The organism is Polaromonas aquatica, assembly GCF_042659145.1.
GTDB classification, from domain to species: Bacteria; Pseudomonadota; Gammaproteobacteria; order Burkholderiales; family Burkholderiaceae_C; genus Polaromonas; species Polaromonas aquatica.
On record NZ_JBHSRS010000015.1, the window covers coordinates 92,894 to 112,515 of the forward strand.

At 59.9% G+C, this 19,622-nt stretch carries 16 protein-coding genes; 10 read left to right on the forward strand and 6 right to left on the reverse strand.

Going from position 1 to position 19,622, the window contains the following annotated elements; all coding sequences use genetic code 11:
* Positions 1 to 1,261: 1,261 nt before the first annotated feature.
* Positions 1,262 to 2,329: a DUF72 domain-containing protein gene (locus ACFQND_RS06800; protein WP_371436110.1), complete on the reverse strand. Its 1,068-nt coding sequence runs from the start codon at positions 2,327 to 2,329 to the stop codon at positions 1,262 to 1,264.
* 89 nt (positions 2,330 to 2,418) lie between these two features.
* Between ACFQND_RS06800 and ACFQND_RS06805 the strand changes: the two genes are divergently transcribed.
* From ACFQND_RS06805 to tadA, 3 genes are all read left to right on the forward strand, one after another.
* Complete coding sequence (locus tag ACFQND_RS06805) at positions 2,419 to 3,039, forward strand: FMN-binding negative transcriptional regulator (RefSeq protein ID WP_371436109.1); 621 nt, start codon at positions 2,419 to 2,421, stop codon at positions 3,037 to 3,039.
* Between the two features lies 1 nt (position 3,040).
* A complete protein-coding gene (locus ACFQND_RS06810) occupies positions 3,041 to 3,292 on the forward strand; it encodes a hypothetical protein (protein WP_371436108.1) in 252 nt (83 codons plus the stop codon).
* 63 nt (positions 3,293 to 3,355) lie between these two features.
* Positions 3,356 to 4,744, forward strand: coding sequence for a tRNA adenosine(34) deaminase TadA (gene tadA, locus ACFQND_RS06815; protein ID WP_371436107.1), 1,389 nt, complete (start codon positions 3,356 to 3,358; stop codon positions 4,742 to 4,744).
* On the opposite strand, the gene ACFQND_RS06820 is transcribed toward tadA, so the two are convergent.
* Positions 4,745 to 5,395, reverse strand: coding sequence for a trimeric intracellular cation channel family protein (locus ACFQND_RS06820; RefSeq protein ID WP_371436106.1), 651 nt, complete (start codon positions 5,393 to 5,395; stop codon positions 4,745 to 4,747).
* Between the two features lie 164 nt (positions 5,396 to 5,559).
* On the opposite strand from ACFQND_RS06820, the gene ACFQND_RS06825 reads away from it, so the two are divergent.
* Genes ACFQND_RS06825 through ACFQND_RS06835 form a run of 3 tightly spaced genes read left to right on the forward strand, consistent with a single transcriptional unit; the run spans position 5,560 to position 8,512 of the window.
* Positions 5,560 to 6,450 carry a WcbI family polysaccharide biosynthesis putative acetyltransferase gene (locus ACFQND_RS06825; protein WP_371436105.1) on the forward strand — a complete coding sequence of 297 codons (891 nt, stop codon included), beginning with the start codon at positions 5,560 to 5,562 and terminating at the stop codon, positions 6,448 to 6,450.
* Positions 6,447 to 7,529, forward strand: a complete 1,083-nt coding sequence (locus ACFQND_RS06830; protein ID WP_371436104.1) for a GSCFA domain-containing protein — start codon at positions 6,447 to 6,449, stop codon at positions 7,527 to 7,529. The genes ACFQND_RS06825 and ACFQND_RS06830 overlap by 4 nt, the downstream gene beginning before the upstream one ends.
* Positions 7,530 to 7,546: 17 nt before the next feature.
* A complete protein-coding gene (locus ACFQND_RS06835) occupies positions 7,547 to 8,512 on the forward strand; it encodes an LD-carboxypeptidase (protein WP_371436103.1) in 966 nt (321 codons plus the stop codon).
* Between the two features lie 40 nt (positions 8,513 to 8,552).
* Here ACFQND_RS06835 and ACFQND_RS06840 read toward each other — a convergent pair whose 3' ends face one another.
* Positions 8,553 to 8,909: a hypothetical protein gene (locus tag ACFQND_RS06840; protein WP_371436102.1), complete on the reverse strand. Its 357-nt coding sequence runs from the start codon at positions 8,907 to 8,909 to the stop codon at positions 8,553 to 8,555.
* Positions 8,910 to 9,155: 246 nt separating this feature from the next.
* Between ACFQND_RS06840 and ACFQND_RS06845 the strand changes: the two genes are divergently transcribed.
* From ACFQND_RS06845 to ACFQND_RS06855, 3 genes are all read left to right on the forward strand, one after another.
* Positions 9,156 to 10,595: an aldehyde dehydrogenase family protein gene (locus ACFQND_RS06845; protein WP_371436101.1), complete on the forward strand. Its 1,440-nt coding sequence runs from the start codon at positions 9,156 to 9,158 to the stop codon at positions 10,593 to 10,595.
* Positions 10,596 to 10,684: 89 nt separating this feature from the next.
* Positions 10,685 to 11,617: an adenylate/guanylate cyclase domain-containing protein gene (locus tag ACFQND_RS06850; RefSeq protein ID WP_371436100.1), complete on the forward strand. Its 933-nt coding sequence runs from the start codon at positions 10,685 to 10,687 to the stop codon at positions 11,615 to 11,617.
* Positions 11,618 to 11,696: 79 nt separating this feature from the next.
* A complete protein-coding gene (locus ACFQND_RS06855; RefSeq protein WP_371436099.1) occupies positions 11,697 to 14,258 on the forward strand; it encodes a penicillin acylase family protein in 2,562 nt (853 codons plus the stop codon).
* Between the two features lie 28 nt (positions 14,259 to 14,286).
* On the opposite strand, the gene ACFQND_RS06860 is transcribed toward ACFQND_RS06855, so the two are convergent.
* Positions 14,287 to 16,461, reverse strand: a complete 2,175-nt coding sequence (locus ACFQND_RS06860; RefSeq protein WP_371436098.1) for a catalase — start codon at positions 16,459 to 16,461, stop codon at positions 14,287 to 14,289.
* 74 nt (positions 16,462 to 16,535) lie between these two features.
* Positions 16,536 to 16,733, reverse strand: a complete 198-nt coding sequence (locus ACFQND_RS06865) for a hypothetical protein (protein ID WP_371436097.1) — start codon at positions 16,731 to 16,733, stop codon at positions 16,536 to 16,538.
* 321 nt (positions 16,734 to 17,054) lie between these two features.
* On the opposite strand from ACFQND_RS06865, the gene ACFQND_RS06870 reads away from it, so the two are divergent.
* The gene (locus ACFQND_RS06870) at positions 17,055 to 18,407 is read left to right on the forward strand and encodes an MFS transporter (RefSeq protein WP_371436096.1); all 1,353 of its coding nucleotides are present in this window, start codon (positions 17,055 to 17,057) and stop codon (positions 18,405 to 18,407) included.
* Positions 18,408 to 18,517: 110 nt separating this feature from the next.
* On the opposite strand, the gene ACFQND_RS06875 is transcribed toward ACFQND_RS06870, so the two are convergent.
* Positions 18,518 to 19,444 (reverse strand): hypothetical protein, encoded by a 927-nt coding sequence (locus tag ACFQND_RS06875; RefSeq protein ID WP_371436095.1) that lies wholly within the window; start codon positions 19,442 to 19,444, stop codon positions 18,518 to 18,520.
* Between the last annotated feature and the right edge of the window lie 178 nt (positions 19,445 to 19,622).

The following is a 19,622-nucleotide window of genomic DNA, read 5'->3' on the forward strand; positions in this document are numbered from 1 at the left end:
GGGACTGCCGGCACCGGTTTCTTCTTGGGCTTTTTCAGTTCCCGGTTACCGCGCTTTTGCTCTTTTGCCGCCATGAAGTGCTCCTGCTCTTGAGATTTCAGCCCGCTATTGCAAGCGAAGGGTGCGCAGCCGTTCGACAAGAAGCGACTGGCGAGTGCGTCAGGAAAGGAAGGGGATCTGCAAGACGCTGGCGTCAATCAGCGGGAAGCGGAGGGGCCCGCCCATTCGGTAACAACTACATATGGTGGCATGCGGCTGCATTTCAAGGCTCATTCCTCGCTTGAGCCTCCCTCCACGCTTTGCCCATCCCTCGGCCCTGAGCTGCGTGGATTGCCTCCGGGCTGGGGAGGTTGTACCGGTCTTGCTGCGTCCATCGGATGTGCCATACGCAGGCCGGAATAGCTTGCACTGCATTGAGTGCCGGCGGCTGGCCGGCAAAGCTGAGCAGTGCGCTTGCAGGTCGTAGGTACACAGGCTGAACTCTACGTACGTGCCACTACGAAAAAGCCCGCATGAAGCGGGCTTTAAGAATTTGGCCGTGGACTCTTACGCGACCCACGTTTACGGCAATTCACATGCAGGACTGATCTTCTACTTTTTTCGTCGCGAACAATCGTGCGACGCGCCGGTTGGATGCGGCTTGCTTGGCCAGGCACCAGCGAGTTGTATGCCTGCTGGGTTAATTCATAGTAGCACATTGCTGCCGAAAGGTGTTTTGGGATTGAGCGCGCGCTCCTGCACCCGCTATCTCTTCCAGTATCTGCCATGTCATCGACATGGCCTCTTCTGGCATTGCCGAGCCAACTGGGATCGATGCGGCAGGCTGCGCACAAGGCGCAGCGGCTAACCCAGTCGGCGCTGGCCGGCCGACTAGGCCTGCGCTAGGCGTGGCTTCTTGCTCGTACCAGCGGCCATTGCCGAATTGCCACAGGACTTCTCACCGCGTGTCCGCGATGCCATCCTGGGCGGGCTTGAGCAGGCGGCCAGAACACTCGGTGGGATGCCGCCGTAGGCAGGCGAAGAGCAGGGCGTTCCAGGGCAAGTTCGAGCGCGCTAAGATGCAACCTGATCGACGATAAGGCCGAAAGTGTCGACGCCGCGCAAATCGCTCCATAACCCGCGCCAGCCTTAAGCGAGCTTTTTTGACGGTAAATGCCGACGGTAAAACTTACGACGATCATCGAAAATCCCTTTAACCACGCGGGCTTGCGAGACCTGTTGATGATGGAGTGGGAATAAGCTTCAGGAGCGGGTCCGCAGCCTATGCGGCCCGCTGTGACTGAATCTCCGCCGCCAGCGCGGCCACCGACAGCGGCGAGCAGCCTTCTGCCTTGTTGCTCATCGTCACATAGGCATGGTGCCCGGCCTTTGCCGTGGCATTGATGACGCGGGCCAGCGTGGTCCTGGTTTCCAGGTCTTCATCCACCAGCTTGTCATAAGGCATATAGAGCTTCTCGGCATCTTCATAGCCGTAGGCGCCATGCATGCGGTGCAGGTTCCAGCGGCAGACCAGCGGTCCCGGCCAGAGGGCGCGCAGCAGCGGCAACTGGCCTTCGATCGGCGGCATTTTGGCATGCAGGCCAAGGCAATAGGTCGCTTTGGACGCACGCAGCACCGCCGCAAATTCAGGCGTCAGCCACAAGGGGTCGCGCACCTCCACGGCGATCACCGCATCAGGAGCATCGTCCGCAAGAGACGGCAAGGCCTGCAGCATGGCTGCCAGCCGTTGCAACAACTCAGGCATGCGCGAGTGCAGGGCGGTGGGCAAAGGGCTGATCTGGAACACCAGGGCGCCCAGCTTGGGACCGAGGCCCTGCAAGGCGGGAAGGGCAAACTCCTGCACCGCCAGTTCCGGGCTCAGGAACGCCGGATTGGCCTGCATGGCGCGGCCGGTCTCGGTGCGCACCGTCGCATCCGTGACCAAAGCCGGCGCCTTGATGACAAACCGGAAATCGTCGCTCACCTGGGCCGCATAAGCGGCGTACTGCGCGGCCGTCAAGGGCCGGTAAAAAGCCCGGTCCAGGCTGACGGTGCGAAACAGCGGGTGCTGGGCGTAAGCTGCCAGCCCATATTTTGAGAGCTGGCTGTCCGAGTAATCACCGTCCCAGACCAGGCCGTTCCAGCCGGGGTAGGTCCACGATGAGGTGCCCAGCCGCGCGAGCTCCGGCAATGCAGCCGCCAGTTCAAGATGGGCCGGCACGGGGGCCAGTGGATTGACTTTGGGACCGCCGGCTTTTGCCTTTGCTACCGGTTTCTTTGAGGCCGGTCGCCCGGGCTTGGCTTGGGGGCGTTCGGGTGGTTCGTCATCGGGAAATAAGGCGTCTTGCATGGCAGCCGTAAGTCTAGGGCCTGTTAGGGTTAACAGGCCCAGTGGACTGGCAAAATGGTGCGCATCACCAATCCACAGACGGGCACACGATGTACCTCCCACCGCAATTCAGGGCGAAAGACGACGCGCATGCCTGGGAGCTGATGCGTGCCTATCCTTTTGCGTCGCTCATCTCCAATGACGACGCAGGTTTGCCCTTTGTCACGCCCTTGCCCCTGCACCTGGAGCGCAGCGATGGCCAGGCGATCCTGCTCGGCCATTGCGCAAAACCAAACCCGCACTGGCGTTACCTGCAAGCCAGGCCGCAGGCCGTTGTGACCTTCATGGGGCCGCACGCCTACATGACACCGCGTGTCTACCCGGACCTGGCGCGCGTGCCGACATGGAACTACCTGACGGTGCACTGCACGGTCGAGGCCAGGCTGATAGAAAGTTTTGACGACAAGGACCGCCTGCTCAAACACCTGATTCACGACAACGACCCCGCCTATGCCGAGCAGTGGCGCGCGCTGCCGGAGGACTACCAGCACAAGATGATGGGCGGCATTGTGGCGTTTGAATTAAAGGTTGTTGACCTGCAGTGCAAGCTCAAACTCAACCAGCACAGGCCCGAGGCGCATGCCACGATGAAGGCGGCCTACGCGGCAGGCAGCGAGGACGAGCAGGCGCTTGCACGATGGATGGACAAGCTTGTTCCTGGGGCGCTTTGACATGCGCACCGTGTTTGGTGTTCTCGGTTTGGTGGTTGCGCTGGGTGCTGTAGGACTGATCATCAAAAAACAGCTGGAAGCGAATCGGCAAGCCATCCCGGTACTGGCTGTACCCGCGCCTGCCGGCCCGGATGGCGCAAGTACAAAACCGGCCAGCACAGTCCAGGAGCAATCGCAGCAAATCCAGCAGCAATACAAGCAGGCTGTCGAGGGTGCCATGCAGCAGGCGCGGCCGCTGCCGGATGAAAAATAATGATTAAAAGTGGCTGTGGCCTCCGTCCTGCTTGCGCAAGCAGCTATATAAAGAATAGCAACCATGGCTGATGCACTCTCAAACCAGTTCATGGAACTGGCCCTTGCAGAAGCCCGTGCGGCAGCCGCGGCAGGGGAGGTTCCTGTCGGTGCCGTCGTCGTGCGACAGGGTGAAGTGATTGCCACGGGCCGCAATGCGCCTGTGGACGGGCATGACCCGACGGCACATGCCGAGATCGTGGCGCTGCGCGCCGCCGCCAGTGCGCTGGGCAATTACCGGCTCGATGATTGCGAGCTGTATGTCACGCTGGAGCCCTGCGCCATGTGCAGCGGTGCCATGCTGCATGCCCGGCTCAAGCGTGTGGTGTTTGGCGCGCTGGACCCCAAAACGGGCGCTGCAGGCTCGGTGGTCGACCTGTTTGCCCAGCCCCAGCTCAACCACCAGACCGAACTGGAGGGCGGGGTCATGGCGGAGGAAAGCGCCGCGCTGCTGCAGGAATTTTTCCGCCAGCGCCGCAGCGAAAAACGAGAGACCTCGCGCCTGAACCATCCGCTGCGCGACGATGCACTGCGCACGCCGGATGCAGCATTTGAGGGTTTGCCGGCTTACCCGTGGGCACCGCGCTACATCAGCGATTTGCCGGCGCTTGGCGGCCTGCGCATGCACTACCTGGATGAAGGCGCTTCGGACGGGCTGACGTATTTATGCCTGCACGGCAACCCGGCCTGGAGTTACCTGTACCGCAAGATGATTCCCGGCTTGCTGGAGGCCGGGCACCGCGTGGTGGCGCCCGACCTGATCGGTTTTGGCAAAAGCGACAAACCCAAGAAGGAAAACTTTCACACTTTCAGCGCGCACCGCCAGATACTGCTTGAACTGGTTGATCGGCTGGATTTGCAGAACATCGTACTGGTGGTGCAAGACTGGGGTGGCCTGCTCGGCCTCACGCTGCCCATGGCGGCGCCGCAACGCTACAAGGGTTTGCTGGTCATGAACACCATGCTGGCCTGCGGTGATGCGCCGCTTTCGCCGGGATTTCTGGCCTGGCGCGAGATGTGTGCCAAAAATCCGGAGTTTGACGTGGCACGCCTGTTTGCCCGCGGCAACCCCCAGATGAGCGTCCAGGAGTGCGCGGCTTACAACGCACCGTTCCCGGACAAGGGCCACCGCGCGGCACTGCGCGCCTTTCCGGCCATGGTGCCGGAATTTGAGGATTCGGACGGTGCCGCCATTTCACGCGAAGCAAAGGGCTTCTGGCGCGAACACTGGGCCGGCCAGACCCTGATGGTGGTCGGTGCACAGGACCCGGTGCTGGGCTTGCCCGTGATGCGCGGATTGCAAAATCTGATCCGGGGTTGCGGCGAGCCGCTGGTCCTTGCGGACGCCGGGCATTTTGTACAGGAGCATGGCGGGCAGATTGCCCGGGACGCCGTCCGATTTTTCAAACGCTAACTATCCCTTTGGAATCTGGAACACCGGCAGGCTCCAGCCCAGGAAAATCGCGCTCAACCTGAGTGTTACAACTACCAGTACGCCGATCCAGAAAGCCCAGGCCTCACGCAGGCCCAGTGCCTTTAGCACCAGGTAAAGCGCAATGCCGGCAATCGCGGCACTGGCGTAGATATCCTGGCGCAAGAGCAGGGGGATCTGGTTGCTGCAAATGTCGCGCATCACCCCGCCGGCCACCCCGGTCATGGTGCCCATCAGCACCACGATGATTGGCGACAGCCGCGCCGCTTCCGCAAGCTGCGCCCCTGACAGCGCGAACAGGGCGAGCCCGAGCGCATCGGCGATCAAAAGCGCATGCGCCGGGATCGGGAGCACCTGGACATAAAGCACTGTTCCCAGCGCCGCCGCGCAAATCACCAGCAGGTAAGTGGGCCTGGCCATCCAGAACACCGGGTGCCGGTTCATCAGCACATCACGCAAGGTGCCGCCGCCAATTGCCGTGAGGGAAGCCAGAACAAGCACGCCCAGCAGATCAAGGCCGAGACGGCCGGCGGCCAATGCGCCACTCACGGCAAAGACGGCGACACCGGCAAGATCAAGGAAGTACAGCAGCATGGTGATGCCGTTTATACCGCGCCGTGCAGGTCGAAGCACGGCGGCAGTGGGATACTTGCAACGGTGAAAAAATAGCAACCGACATTTGCCGTGGCATGCGATGTGGCAGGCTGGGCTCAGGCGCGCAGTGGTTGGCGTGCCCGATGCCAAAATCGGCACACCAGGCCTATTCATCAACCGGTTTGAGCTACCGTAGTTAATCCATGAGAAACATTGTTGTATCAGGCCACTGCCAGACGAATGGGGTCGCGGCAGCACTGGCCGAGTTGATGCCTGATGACAAGGTCACCGCGCTGCCCCTGCCTTCAATTTACGGCACGCCCGAAGATGTTTTTATACCAGCGGCTCATGCAGCCGATATCTGGATTCATGGGGCGGACCAGGCTTTTCTTGACAAACACGGCTTGAACCCAGGCACCCGAGGTGCGCCGGCGCAACTTGGCCTGCCTCTCATTTATTTTGATGCCTTTCACCCCGATACCTGCATGCTGATGCAACGGGGCAGTGGAGAAATCTTCCATGACCAACCCCTGAGCTCGGCCATCACGGCATGGGCCTGGCAGCATGGGCTGCTGCCGGATGAGGTGCCGGCCCTGTTCCACAAAAATGTCTTTGCGGCGCTGGGTTACTTTGACCGTTGGGCCGCCAATGTTGAACATCTTCGCCGCACCTTTGCGGCTGCAGGCTGGGCGGACGAGTTTGACCGGTTTTTCCTGAATGTCCAGCGTACAGGCAACTTCATGCACACCTTTAACCACCCCAAGGTGCACGTGCTGGCCAGCCTTGCCAAAATGCTGGCCGCCCGCCTGGGCTGCGATGAGGCTGTATGGGCGCGCGACGTCAATGTGCAGGACATTCTGGCCGTGGTGACCTGGCCGCTGTATCCCGACGTGGCTGACGCTTATGGCCTGACAGGCGGCAGCTACCAGTGGCGCTGGCACGGCGAGCACCAGACCAGCGTGCAGGCGTTTGCAGAAACGTCCTACCTGGCATATGCGCGCTGTAATCTGGGTACGAAGGACACCGTTATTTGCGGCGTTGACGGGCCGATGCTGGACAGGGTGCTTGGCCCGCTGTGTGGTGTGGCAGCATGACCATCAACCCGTACCACGGCCTCGGCGACTTCCATTTTTGGCGCAAAGCCATGACTGACCCCGCGCCGGGGCAGATCGACACGGTGCGGCGGTCTGCGCTGATAGAGCCGCACCACAAGGTAGCGACGCTGGGCAGCTGTTTTGCCCAGCAGATTGCCCGCCACATCATGGCCAGTGGCCTGCAACATTACGATCTAGAACCCGCACCGCCCGGCATGCCTGCAGAGTTGGCGGGCGCGCATGGCTACGGCATTTTTTCAGCCCGCTACGGAAATGTCTATACGGTGCGGCAGGCGCTGCAATTGTTTGACCGGGCTTTTGGGACGTTCAGGCCGCAAGAAGCCGTGTGGGCACATGATGGCCGTTATGTCGACGCCTTCCGGCCCGCCATTCAGCCTGGAGGTTGGGCACACCCGGATGACGTACTGGCCGGGGCCGATCAGCACCTGGCCTGTGTGCGGCAGTTGTTTTGCAGTTTCGACTGGCTGGTTTTTACATTGGGCATGACAGAAGCCTGGCGCTCCCGCCTGGACGGCGCGGTTTACCCGCTGGCCCCGGGCGTGTCCGGCGGCTCATTTGATGCAACGCGGCACGAATTCGTCAATTTTTCAGCCGGGCAGGTCAGTGCAGACCTGAATGAGCTGGTCACAAAAATAGCCAGCGTCAATCCACAGGGCCGCATCCTGCTGACCGTGTCCCCCGTTCCGATCATTGCTACTTATGAAAAGAGGCATGTGTGGGTAGCCAGTACAGTCACCAAGGCACGCCTGCGCGTCGCCGCAGACGAAGCAGAGCACGCCCACCCGCAGGTGATGTACTTCCCGTCCTATGAGGTAATCACGTCCCCAGCCGCAGGCAGCCGTTATTACGCTGACGATCTGCGCCAGGTTACCGAGGCAGGCATCAAGCATGTCATGCGTCTTTTCAGCCGGCACTTCATGCAGGCTGGCCCGCCCGCGGCGACCGCCTCAAATATCGAGCAGGACCTGAAGCGCGCGCAACTGCACAGCGATGTGGTGTGTGAAGAAGAACTGATCGCAGCATCACTGGAGAATGCGCAGCCGGACGGGAAGGCTTAGCTGCGATACTCTTTACCGTGAAAAAACATATCTACATTTATTCACCTTCGAGCGCAGTGCGTGACAAGGCAGCTTTCAAACGCGGCGTGAAGCGCCTGCAGGGCCTGGGCCATGAGGTTGAAGTCGACGAGGCGGCGCTGGCCAAATACCAGCGTTTTGCCGGCGACGACGAAACCCGGCTGGCGGCCGTACACCGCGCGGCCGCCAGTGGAGCGGATGTTGCGCTGATTTCGCGCGGCGGTTACGGTTTGACCCGAATCCTGCCCGCCATCAATTACAAGGCAGTCGCCAAGGCCGTCCACAACGGCACCAAATTTGTTGGCGTGAGTGACTTCACCGCATTTCAGATGGCCTTGCTGGCAAAAACCGGTGCGGTGACCTGGGCCGGGCCGGCGGTGGGCGAGGACTTTGGCAGCAAAACGGGGCCGGACGACATCATGGAGGCCTGTTTTGACGACATGATCAGCGGTCAGGGTGAAGGCACTGGCTGGACGCTGCCCAAGCCCGCCGCACAGTTTGCTATTAATTCAATAGTTGGTGGCGCTCAGAGCGCGCCGGCCAGGAGCACATTCAATATCAATAATGCGGTTTTGTGGGGCGGTAACCTGGCTGTTCTGGCATCCCTGATTGGCACGCCTTACCTGCCTGCCATCAAGGGCGGCATTTTGTTTGTCGAAGATGTGGGCGAACACCCGTACCGGGTCGAGCGCATTCTGACCCACTTGCTGCACGCCGGTGTACTGGCTCAGCAAAAGGCGATTGTTTTTGGCCAGTTCAGCAACTACAAGCTGGTGCCCGGTTATGACCGGGGCTTTAGCCTGTCGAGTGTGGTTGCCCGTCTGCAAAGCCAGGTCAAGGCGCGCGTGCTGACCGGCTTGCCGTTTGGCCATGTGGCGACCAAGGTACTGCTTCCGGTGGGCGCAAAAACCACGCTGGCGGTGGAGGGCAGGAATGCGTTTTTGCTTTGGGGACACCAGCACTGAGCCGGGTCTGATGTTGGCGTTTGCGCGCCAGCGTGGGTGACTAACGCGTGCGCGGGCCGTTTTTACCCAGCAAGCCTTTGGGCAACAGACCATTGAACCTGCCGCTGATGTCCGCAATTTTTTCCCTGGCGACGGTTTCGCCGTGTGTATTCGCCAGTATGGCCATGACGTCGCTGCGTGCGTACCACAGGCCCTGGACGTCAGGTGCATACCGGACGCGGCGTACAACGGCCGGGAATTTCTTTTCGCCATACTCGCCCAGCTCGCTCAGCATGAGGTGCCGGATGTCTTCCGTGCGCTCATTCAGCGCCGCAGGTTGCTGGGCTTCCGCGAGTCCAAGCAACGCCATGCAACTGTTTTTGATTTGAGGGATCAATGACGAGGTGAGAGTACGCATAGTGCTTACAGTTGGATAATGGTTCACCAAGGAAACTATTTCCTTGGAAGAGTAAGACCGTCCGGGTTGTACGACAAGCACTTTTTGTGAATTCGTTAACGTACAACAACATATGAATCAATGAGTTAGTAACCAAATGTCAAGTTGATTCTGGGTTTGGGCGGTGCTAGTCATTTGTAATTACGGCCCTTTGCGCGGATTTCTTTAATCGTTTCCATTCATCACCTCCAATATTTCAATACTTGTATGACAAGCTCCACCACCCACTATCCCTCGCATTACATCAACGGCCAATGGGTCAAGGCCCAATCAGCTGAAACCCTGCCTGTCCATGACTCCAGCACCGAAGAGCTGATGGCTACCGTGCCTGCGGGTACGGCTGCTGAGGCCGAGGCCGCCGTGCTGGCCGCGCGCGCCGCGTTTGATGGCTGGTCGGCGCTGCCGGTCGAAACCCGGGCCGCTTACCTCGACAAGGTCGCCGCAGGTGTCAAGGCCAGGACCGACGACCTGGCCATGGCCATTACCCGCGAGGTGGGCATGCCGCTGAAAATGGCGCGTGCCGTGCAGGTTGGCGGCCCGGCCTGGCACTGGGGCAACTTTGCAAAAGTGGCTCGTAATTTTGAGTGGGAGAAAAAGGTCGGCAACTCACTGGTGGTGCGCGAGGCTATCGGCGTGGTGGGTTGCATCACACCCTGGAATTTCCCGCTGAGCCAGATCACGCTGAAGATTGCGCCGGCCATGGTGGCCGGCTGCACCGTGGTACTCAAGCCCAGTGAAATCGCGCCGGTCAATGCCATGATCCTGGCCGAAATCATCCATGAAGCCGGCATTCCTGCCGGCGTGTTTAACCTGGTCAACGGCATGGGTCCGGTAGTCGGCGAAGTGCTGGCTACGCATCCTGAAGTGGACATGGTGAGTTTTACCGGCTCGACCCGCGCCGGCAAACGTGTGGGCGAACTGGCCAGCCAGTCCATCAAACGCGTGGCGCTTGAATTGGGCGGCAAGTCGGCCAGCGTGGTCCTGGACGATGCCAACCTCGAAGCCGCCGTCAAGGGCACGGTCTCGGCCTGCATGCTCAACAGCGGCCAGACCTGCTCGGCGCACACCCGCATGCTGGTGCCCGCTAGCCGCTATGACGAAGTCAAGGCCCTGGCCCAGGCGGCCATCGCCAAATTCAGCGTGGGCCCCAGCCTGGATGAGGCCAGCAAGCTCGGCCCGCTGGTCAGTGCCGCCCAGCGCGACCGCGTGCTGGGCTTTATCAAAACCGGTATCGATGAAGGTGCGGACGTGATTGCCGGAGGCGCCGAGCCGCCGAAGTTTGACAAGGGCTACTTCGTGCAGCCGACCATCCTGGGCATCAAGTCATCCGACACGCTTGCGCAGGAAGAAATTTTCGGCCCTGTGCTGGTCGTCATCCCCTACAAGGACGAAGAAGAGGCCGTGGCCATTGCCAACAGCACCATCTATGGCCTGGGCGGCGCCGTCTGGGGCGGCACGGATGAAAGCGCCATGAAGGTGGCCCGGCGTATGCGCACCGGGCAGGTGGACATTAACGGCGGCCCTTTCAATGCCAATGCACCGTTTGGCGGCTACAAACAATCCGGCAACGGGCGCGAGAACGGTATTTACGGCTTTGAAGAGTTCCTGGAGTTCAAGGCACTGCAATTCAAACCAAGTGCGGGCTGAAGTAGCACCAGAAATGCTCAGTTTTTCTCAGTTTCAAACTCAGTGCATGTGATTTAATGACTTAAGTCACACTCTCCCAATAAAAACGAATGGCCGAAGTCACCGTCGTCTTTGCCGATCTCACAGGAAGTACCGGGGTTTTTGAGTCACTGGGCAATGCCAAAGCCACGCAAGCCATCACCCGCCTGACCCAATGGATAGGCAAGGTTTGTATGGCGCAACACGGCAAGGTGGTCAAAAACCTCGGCGATGGTGTCCTGATGGTGTTCATGCGGAGCACCGATGCGGTGGAGGCTGTGACGGAGATGCAGCGCGTTCACGCTGACCGCATAAAAAACTGGCCCGACAAGCTGAAAATGCGCCTGCAGGTAGGCATGGCGCGCGGCGAAGTCATCGAGCAGGACGACGATTTTTTTGGCGATGCAGTGAACGTGGCATCCCGGTTGTCGGACCTCTCGGGGCCGGATCAGATACTCACCACCGACGCCGTCATCAAGCAGTTGCCGTCCGATAGCCTGGTGCGCTTTCGCAGCCTTGGGGCCATGGACATTCGCGGCCGCCACGAGGCCTGCATGGTTTACCGGGTGGAATGGCAAAACGAGGTTTTGTCGGATTTTTTCACCGTCCCCGCCAGCCTGAATACCTTGCCGTTTGCACCCTCGGTGCCGCAGCTTGGCTCGATTGCGCTGTCGTGGCTGGATGTCGATGCTTCTTTCACCTCGGAAGATCTGCCGGTCCACCTTGGCAGGGTCTCCGAGGCGCAATTTGTGGTGAACGATCCGAGGGTGTCGCGCCTGCACGCCAGAATCGTCTGGCGCGCCGGCAAGTTCTACCTTGAGGATGTCAGCAGCTATGGCACCTGGGTGCGGTTTGCGGGCGGCGATGCCATTATCGCCCTGCGCCGCCAGGAGTGCGTGTTGCTGGTTGAAGGCGAAATTGCGCTGGGTGCCCCGTTTGAGGATTTCACGGTGCCCACGGTGAGCTTCAAGTTTCCGCTGGATGGTGCGCGTCTGCGCGGCTGACCTGACCGGACAGCGCCAACAGGACAAACAGACACCCGGCATCCCGGCCGCAGGGGTCAGAAAAAAACAGGAGACGGGCATGATCTGGTTCAAGCGGACTCTGGGTTCTTTGGGAGCATTGCTCCTGGTGGCGGTGGGCGTTGCCGGGGTGTATGTTTACCGCGCATTTCCGGCGCTGGACGGTGAGTTGCAGGCCGCTGGCCTGGCTGCCCCCGTGACGGTGGCGCGCGATGGCTCTGACCTGACCCATATCAAGGCGCAATCGCCCCACGACGCCTGGTTTTCACTGGGTTACGTTCATGCCCAGGAGCGCGGCTGGCAACTCGAGTTCAACCGGCGTGTGATGCATGGCGAGCTGTCAGAGGCGTTTGGCCCAGCCACGCTGGATACCGACAAACTGCTGCGCACCCTGGGCATCATGCGGGCCGCCGAGCTGCAGTGGCAAAACCTGCCGGCTGAGGGTCGCGATGCCCTGCAGGCCTACAGCGACGGCATCAATGCCTTTTATGAGTCTTCGTCGCAGGCACTGTCCCCCGAGTTCCACATTCTCGGGATCAAGCCCGGCGGCAGCTCGGGCAAGGCATGGACACCGCAGGATAGTGTGGGCTGGTCGTTGATGATGGCGCTCGACCTGGGCGGCAATTGGGGCACCGAGTTTGCACGCCTGTCGGCCGCCAGGGTTGTAGGAGGCGCCCAGCTTCAGCAGCTGTTCCCGCCTTACCCGGGCGAGTCACCGGCCTCAAGTGTTGACTTTGCAAAGTTGTACGCAGGCCTTGGGGTGTACCGGACGGTGGTGCAGGGTGCTACAAAAACGATAGCTGATCCCGCGCGTATTTCGGGGGCCAAAGGCCTGTTTGATGCCCAAAAGCCGGAAAAAATGCTGTCCGCGCTTGCCTCAGGCATCAATGACTGGGCTGGCGGCCTGGGTGTGGTCGATGGCAAGGGCTCCAACAACTGGGTGGTATCGGGCACGCACAGCACCAGCGGTAAACCACTGCTCGCCAACGATCCGCACCTGGCGCTGTCGGCGCCGGCCATCTGGTATTTTGCACGGCTGCAGGCGCCTGCCGGCAAGGCCGCAGGCGGTAGCGCGGCGCCGGCCATTGATGCTATCGGTGCGACCTTGCCCGGCCTGCCTTTTGTGGTTTTGGGGCGCACCAGCAAGGTGGCCTGGACGTTTACCAACACCAATCCGGATGTGCAGGACCTGTACCTGGAACAGATCAACCCCGCCAACCCGCGCCAGTACCGGGTGCCGGCAGCAGGCGGCGAACAGGCCTGGGCCGACTTCAAGGTTCGCGAAGAAATCATCAAAATCAAAGGCCAGCCGGACCTGAGGCTGGCAGTGCGTGAAAGCCGTCACGGCCCGGTGTTGAGCGATGCGCAGAAGTCGCACACCGACCTGCTGGACACCAGCAAATATGTGATTGCACTGCGCTGGAGCGCGCTGGAGGCCGACAACAAGACCGTACTGGCAGGGATCAGGGCGAACCAGGCCCAATCCGTGGACGAGTTGCTTGCGGCTTTTGCCAGCCACCACTCGCCCATGCAGAACCTGGTGGCTGCGGATGTGGACGGTAACGTGAGCTTCAAGGCGGTAGGCAAAATGCCGCTGCGCAAACCCGGCAACGACATTCTGGGCATGGCACCTTCGCCCGGCTGGGATGCCCGCTATGACTGGACCGGTTGGGTCCCTTATGAACAGACGCCGCAAACCGGCAAGGCGGCCATTGATGCCAAAGGCTGGTTGTCCACCGCCAACCAGCGCATCACGCCGCCCGGATACCCCATCTTCATGGGGCAGGACTGGACCGTGCCTTACCGCTACGACCGTATAGAACAACTGCTGGCAGCCACACCCAAACACGATATGGCGTCCATGCAGAAAATCCAGGGCGACCAGCTTTCGCTCGCCACGGTACGGCTGCTGCCTTTTTTGCAGAAAACATTGCAGCAGACGCCAGGCCAGCCTCTGGTCGGCGCCATCACCAGGGCCATGCAGGGTTTTGACGGCACAATGCGGGCGGACCAGGCTGCGCCGCTTGTATTTGCAGCCTGGGCTGATGAGCTGACACGGGGCGTCGTGGGAGGAAAACTCGGCCCCGGCCTGTTCAAGGCGCTTTACGGCAAGCGCAATTTTCGCAGCACCATCGAGGACATCATGGAACGCGACGATGCGGATTGGTGTGGCGCGGGTGGTTGCGCGGCGCAGTCCGCCGCCGCGCTTGAGCGCGCCGTGACCCGGCTGCAAAGCGATTACGGCCCGGACGTCAGCCAGTGGACATGGGGCAGGGCGCACTACGCCTTGTCGGCACACAAGCCGTTTGGCAATGTGCCCTTGCTGGCGCGCTTTTTCGATGTGCGTGTGCCTACCGGCGGCGATACTTTTACGGTCAATGTCGGGCAGTACTGGTCCAACGACGAAAAAACGCCTTTTGCCAGCCGGCATGCAGCGTCCCTGCGTGCGCTGTACGACCTGGCCGACATGGAGAACTCCCGTTTTATTTACCAGACAGGACAGAGCGGCCTGGTGTTTTCAGGCCGCTACAGCGATATGCGGGATGGCTGGGCGGCGGTGCAGTACAGGCCCTTGCAGATGAACCCGGCAGCGATGGCCCATCAGTTGACCTTGCGCCCCTGAGCGACGTCTTTCCGTTAGCGCGTTTTCTTCAAACCGGGACGGCATCCAGGCCGGAGCGCTCCCAATGCCGGTGCAACGCGATAGCGGCGATGAACTCCTGTGAGATCTGCCCCTCCACGACCTTGCGCGCGTCGGCTACCAGGACACCCGCTGCCGGTGTTGTGATCAGTTCCGGATTTTTGCCCTGGCTGATACCCAGGGAACCCAACAACTGAACGCCTTCATTGAGCGCGCAAATGGCCTTGCAGTGCTTGTAGGCCTCCAGCACAAAATGCACGGCTTCACCCATCCCGCACAAGGCTTTCGCACTTAGCGCACCGCCGGGAATCAATACCGCATCAAACATGATGGACGGCATGTTGCCAAAGGTGTGATCAACCGGAAACTGCCGGCCGCTGGCAGTGCTGACGCTGCCCAGATGGGGGCCAATGACCTTGCAAATCGCGCCAGCCTCGACCAGGTCATGCTGTATGCGTTTGATGGTGGCTGGCTCCAGGCCATCGGCGACAAGAATGGCGACCTTGCGGGTCTTGATACTGCCTTCGCCCTTGCCCGCCATGCGCAAGGCGGCGTCTTCATCGACCTTGTTGGCGATGCGGTGGTCGCGAAAGCCCAGGCGGCCCGCCGCCGCTTTCGGGTCGGGTGCGTTGATGCCCAATGGCGCGGCAACCCGTGCAGCCAGTTTCTGGTCTACGTGTGCGAGGTTGTCGACCATGCGCTGGCGAATTTCCGGTAACTCGACCTTGGACAGTTCAAACCGGAAAGCCGCAACGATATGGTCTTTTTCAACCGCGCTCTGGCTGTTCCAGAACAGCATGGCTTGTGAAAAATGGTCGTCAAACGATGGGCTGCGGCTGCGGATCTTGGGCGGTTCAAGCTGTTCTGGATGGGACTGGAAACCCTGGGTTGCGCCATCCACCCGAAACTCTGTGCCATTGCCTAGCGTGTTGGGCTCGTAAGCCACACGCCCCTTCGGGATGGCCATCCGGTGAATGCCATCGCGCTGGAAGTTATGCATGGGGCAGACGCCCCGGTTGATGGGAAGCTCATGAAAGTTCGCGCCACCCAGCCGCGACAACTGGGTGTCGGTATAAGAAAAGAGCCGGCCTTGCAGCAGCGGGTCGTTTGAAAAATCTATGCCCGGCACAAGGTGGCCGGGGTGAAATGCCACTTGCTCTGTTTCGGCAAAAAAATTGTCAGGATTGCGGTTAAGCACCATCCTGCCTATAAGTTGCACAGGTACCTGCGATTCCGGAATCAGCTTGGTTGGGTCCAGGATGTCAAAGCCCAGCTCACTTTCCTGACCGTCGTCCACGATCTGCACGCCCAGTTCCCACTCGGGAAAATTACCGCTTTCAATGGCTTCCCATAGGTCGCGCCTGTGAAAATCGGCGTCCTTGCCAGCGATTTTTTGCGCCTCGTCCCATGCCAGGCCGTGCACGCCGAGTTTGGGTTTCCAGTGGAATTTCACGAAATGTGAGTCCCCGCGGGTATTGATGAAACGAAAGGCATGAACCCCAAAACCCTCCATCATGCGCAGGCTGCGCGGCAGGGAACGGTCAGACATGGCCCACATCAGCATGTGGGTGGATTCGGGCATCAGCGATACAAAATCCCAGAAGGTGTCGTGTGCACTGGCCGCCTGCGGCATGCCGTGGTGGGGTTCCGGCTTAAGGGCATGGATCAGGTCCGGAAACTTGATGGCATCCTGGATAAAAAATACGGGAATGTTGTTGCCTACCAGGTCGTAGTTGCCTTCGCCGGTGTAGAACTTGACCGCAAAGCCACGCACATCGCGCACTGTATCTGCAGAGCCGGCGGAACCCGCGACGGTTGAAAAACGCACAAACACCGGCGTCTCAATATCCGGGTCCTGCAAAAAACCTGCGCTGGTATAGGGCGCCATCGACTTGTAGGGCTTGAAATAGCCATGTGCAGCGGAGCCACGCGCGTGAACAGCCCGCTCGGGAATGCGCTCGTGGTCAAAGTGTGTGATTTTTTCGCGGAGTATGAAGTCTTCAAGCAGTGTAGGGCCGCGGACGCCGGCCTTGAGCGAGTTGTGGTTGTCGGGTATCTGCAAGCCCTGATTGGTGCTCAGTACATTGCTGGTGTTTTCAGTAAAACGCTCAAGCTGCTGTTGCTTGACTTTGGCGCTGTCCGCAATTTTGATGGGGCCGGCGGCTTTGCGCCTTGGTGTTGACATGTAGATTCCCGGGTTGGATAAAAATTGGGCCGCATTTTTCTGCGCCCGCGTGGGATCAACTGCCATTTGGCAGCTTATGAGTCAAGCATGTCTTGCAGCGCTTTCACGCTGGCCAGCAAGGCAAGGACGGCCAGTGCACCAACCAGGCACCAGCTCATGAGATCCAGCGCGAACTGCGCGAGGTTGTCCGGCAACAGCACGGAGCACGCAATGATCACGGCCATGCTCGCCAATATGATCAAGACGCCTGAACGCCTGTCTGCAAGTTTCATGATGAGTTTCCGGTTCTGGGCCAGGGCACCATCCTGTTGCTCCGGCTGCGACAAGCTGGTACCTAGACCATAAGCGTCAAAGCGATCCCGGCAGGTAGCCGAACGGCGGAGCTGTATGTAGGGTCGCGCTCGTGCTTGTGTAAGACTGCGCTTACCGGGAATTGGGGAGACGTCTGTGAAGTTGCGGAGAGGGCAAGCTGTCATGGATGCGAATATTCGAAGCATCTCGCTGAAACCCTGCGTTCGCAGGGTTCCCATGGACTTTCGGCCCGCATCTAGAATGCTTCAATGGTGGTCCGCGACAGATTAATTCCAATCATCGTGGCCAGCCCACTTTTTCTGCAAAACCTCGATACGTCGGTGATGGCAACGGCGCTGCCGAGCATCGCAGAGTCCCTGAAAGTGCCGCCCCTGCACTTGAACCTGGCCATCACGTCCTACCTGTTGAGCCTGGCGGTATTCCTTCCTGTCAGCGGCTGGCTTGCTGACCGCCTGGGTGCCAAGCGGGTGTTCTGTCTGGCCATTGCATTTTTCTCACTGGGTTCGGCCTTGTGCGGTGCAGCCAGTTCGTTGCCAGAGCTGGTGCTGTTCAGGGTTCTCCAGGGCCTTGGTGGGGCCATGATGGTTCCGGTAGGGCGGTTGATCCTGCTTCGCTCCGTGCCCCCCTCGCAAATGATCTCGGCCATGGTGTGGTTCACGGTGCCACCCGTGATTGGCCGCATGGCCGGCCCCCTGTTTGGGGGCGCCATCGTCACAATGACCTCTTGGCGCTGGATATTCTTTGTCAACATCCCTTTCGGCATGCTGGCCATTTTCCTGGCCCTGGCGTTTGTGAGCGACACAGAAGAGGCTGCGGAGCCGGTTCCGTTCGACACCAAAGGCTTTTTTCTGCTGGCAATGGGCCTGAGTGCGCTGTTGGGCGCGCTGGAAACTGCGGGTAAGGCCGTAGTCCCCACATGGGTATCCTTGCTGGGCGCTGGCCTCGGTTCGCTGGCGCTGTTGCTGTACTACCTGCACGGCCGGCGCCAGGCGCATCCCATCATCGATTTGAGCATCCTTAACTTTCGGACCTTCAGGACGAACGTCGTTGGCGGCATGCCACTGCGTATTGCCATTGGCGCTTCACCTTTTCTGTTGCCACTCATGCTGCAACTGGGTTTTGGCCTGTCGCCCCTGGAATCGGGCTTGCTGACGGTTGCCACGGCCATTGGCGGGCTGGCCACCCGGGTCGTCATGAAGCGAGTCATTCGCGGTTTTGGCTTTCGCCAATTGTTGATTGGCGCGACTGTTCTGACCAGCCTTTTTTACATCAGCTACAGCCAGTTCAGCCCATCAACCCCGCACCTGCTGATGTTCTGCACGATGATGATGGGCGGCCTGGTCAATTCGATGTGCATGGTGGCATTGGGCGCCTTGGGATTTACGGAAATACCCAAAACCCGCATGAGCCATGCGACGGCCCTGTCCTCCATGGCCCAACAACTCTCGGTGAGTTTTGGTGTTGTCCTGGGGGCATCATTGGTCAGCGCCGTGACCTGGTGGCATGGCGGTGACGCGCTGCACCTTCAAGCCCGCGACTTTTCGCCGGCATTTGTGGTGGTAGGGCTGCTGACAATGCTGTCGCTTTACTCATTTGTGCAGTTGCATCCAAAAGAAGGTGCCGGACTGCACTGATTGCGCAGGGCGGCAAGTATCGCCGTACCGAGTTCATGCAACTTATCGAAGATAAGCTGACGACAGACAGGGTAGGGGGCCATTCAAGATTAAGCCCCCTTGCGACTGACTCAAGAGGCGGCTTGCAGGCGCTGGTACTCGATTTTTTTCATCGCAAGGTAACTGGTTTTGTCCATTTCGCGCAGTTGCAGCGGAAACTGCTCAGTTGCATCAAACCAGTGCTCCAGCCGGGTGTTCAATTGCTGCTGGGGCGGACTGTTCAGGGAGGCCAAATAGGCCTCGATGGCCAAGTAGTAACGCATGGTGTTGCGTTCAACGATGCCTCGCGTTCCGCCTATGTATGCTGGTTTGTTGCCCTGGCTGATTTGTGTAAACCCTACTTTTCCGCTGCCCAGTGTTGCCAGGTAAGCCTGCATGGCCAGGCGCCCGGCCAGTCCATAGCCATACGAATAACGAAAATGCATGAAGGTCTTCCCATCGGGCAGTGGGACCGCGCGAAGCTCAATCTTGTAGTCGCTGGTGCCCATCGGTCCTTTGTCTGCTTCCAGCTGAAGCGCCAGATAGTTTGGCGAGGCCGAGACCAGGCGAAATGCAAACTCAAGTGCGTAGGATTCAGCCAGAGCCTGCACTCCCTTCTTGCCAATATTCACAGTCAGCAGACTCGGGCTGGCGTCCGAACTCGCCCGGCAATACTTGGTGTTGAGGTGCAACATCATCACGTCACACCAGCGTTTTGGGCTCTTGAATGTGCCGCTGACGGCGCTGAACGGCGAGTCCAGTACCGCATACGCATTACCATTGACCCGGGTTGGCGTCTCGGATGAATCCAGAAACAAAGGCCGTCCATAAGGATTGCTGGCCAGTTGGGCGGCCAGCGCGGCATGTTTTTCGAGCAGGGCCGTAGCGCCTTGTTCGACAGCCGTCGATGACGGAGTTTGAGCCATGGCGCTCATGGTCAAACCACCCGGCAGTGTGCAGAGCAAGGCGAATACGACCCGTAGTGCGTATTTGGGCAGCAGGTGCAACAGCGTGTGCATGGGCCTAGTTTGCCAGCACCAGAACATCATTCAGGCAACAGTCTCCATCGTCCTACACGTCATGTCGCCAAGTAGGATGAACTCCAGATAACAGCTGATAGGCCGCCGCAATATCAAGCTGGCCCTGCAATTTCTCTATGGCTAAGGGTACCAAAAGAGCCTCGCACTGGAGTGGAGC

Excerpts from the sequence above, each read along its gene's own strand:
- ACFQND_RS06875 (WP_371436095.1), bottom strand. The coding sequence starts at position 19,444 with ATGCACACGCTGTTGCACCTGCTGCCCAAATACGCACTACGGGTCGTA.
- ACFQND_RS06825 (WP_371436105.1), top strand. The coding sequence starts at position 5,560 with ATGAGAAACATTGTTGTATCAGGCCACTGCCAGACGAATGGGGTCGCG.
- ACFQND_RS06840 (WP_371436102.1), bottom strand. The coding sequence starts at position 8,909 with ATGCGTACTCTCACCTCGTCATTGATCCCTCAAATCAAAAACAGTTGC.
- ACFQND_RS06810 (WP_371436108.1), top strand. The coding sequence starts at position 3,041 with ATGCGCACCGTGTTTGGTGTTCTCGGTTTGGTGGTTGCGCTGGGTGCT.
- ACFQND_RS06865 (WP_371436097.1), bottom strand. The coding sequence starts at position 16,733 with ATGAAACTTGCAGACAGGCGTTCAGGCGTCTTGATCATATTGGCGAGC.
- ACFQND_RS06805 (WP_371436109.1), top strand. The coding sequence starts at position 2,419 with ATGTACCTCCCACCGCAATTCAGGGCGAAAGACGACGCGCATGCCTGG.
- ACFQND_RS06855 (WP_371436099.1), top strand. The coding sequence starts at position 11,697 with ATGATCTGGTTCAAGCGGACTCTGGGTTCTTTGGGAGCATTGCTCCTG.
- ACFQND_RS06845 (WP_371436101.1), top strand. The coding sequence starts at position 9,156 with ATGACAAGCTCCACCACCCACTATCCCTCGCATTACATCAACGGCCAA.
- ACFQND_RS06860 (WP_371436098.1), bottom strand. The coding sequence starts at position 16,461 with ATGTCAACACCAAGGCGCAAAGCCGCCGGCCCCATCAAAATTGCGGAC.
- tadA (WP_371436107.1), top strand. The coding sequence starts at position 3,356 with ATGGCTGATGCACTCTCAAACCAGTTCATGGAACTGGCCCTTGCAGAA.
- ACFQND_RS06830 (WP_371436104.1), top strand. The coding sequence starts at position 6,447 with ATGACCATCAACCCGTACCACGGCCTCGGCGACTTCCATTTTTGGCGC.
- ACFQND_RS06800 (WP_371436110.1), bottom strand. The coding sequence starts at position 2,329 with ATGCAAGACGCCTTATTTCCCGATGACGAACCACCCGAACGCCCCCAA.
- ACFQND_RS06850 (WP_371436100.1), top strand. The coding sequence starts at position 10,685 with ATGGCCGAAGTCACCGTCGTCTTTGCCGATCTCACAGGAAGTACCGGG.